The sequence below is a fragment of the Geminicoccus flavidas genome (assembly GCF_009806515.1).
In the GTDB taxonomy this organism is placed as follows: Bacteria; Pseudomonadota; Alphaproteobacteria; order Geminicoccales; family Geminicoccaceae; genus Geminicoccus; species Geminicoccus flavidus.
On the sequence record NZ_WUJP01001136.1, the window covers coordinates 1 to 713 of the forward strand.

At 67.2% G+C, this 713-nt stretch carries 1 protein-coding gene; it reads left to right on the forward strand.

The annotated features are described in order from the left end of the window. A partial coding sequence (locus EQG76_RS31455) for a flagellin (RefSeq protein WP_255476617.1) occupies positions 1–703 on the forward strand: 703 nt, incomplete at its 5' end. Between the last annotated feature and the right edge of the window lie 10 nt (positions 704–713).

Here is a 713-nt window from a genome sequence, read left to right on the forward strand (position 1 = left end):
CGGGGCGGGCGACCTCAACGCCAACTTCCGCGGCGTCACCTTGAGCCTGAACGGTGCCGCCACCGGCACGGCGAGCTTCGCCTATGTGGGTGCGGACAGCGCCACCGGCACCCACGCCACCAATGCCACGATCGGCACCTTCACCCTGACCTATGGCAACGTCACCGACACGATCCAGCTGGAGTTCGGCACCGACCAGCGGGTGGTGGAGGGCCAGCTAAACTTCAAGAACGCCGGGGTCTCGATCTCCTTGGCCAATTTCGACTTCTCCACCGAGCTTGCGGCCGAGAGCTTCACGGTGGGCGGCAGCGGGGACCTGACCTTCCAGGTGGGCGCGCAGTCGGCCGATACGGTGGTGGTCAACATCGACGACATGACCACGGCGGCCTTGGGCACGGCCGGCACCGACATCTCGACCTCGGCCGGCGCCGCTGCCGCCGGCACCGCGATCGACGGTGCGATCGCCCAGGTCAACGGCTCCAGAGCCGAGCTGGGGGCGATGATGTCGCGCTTCGAGTTCTCGGCCGCCAACCTGGCCACCTCCATCGAGAACCTGGACGCCGCCCGCTCCACGCTCATGGACGTCGACATGGCGCAGGAGATGACCAAGTTCACCTCCAACAACGTCCTGACCCAGGCCAGCGTGTCGATGCTCGCCCAGGCCAACCAGATGCCCCAGACCATGCTCCAGCTGCTGCGCTGACCAGCACAGC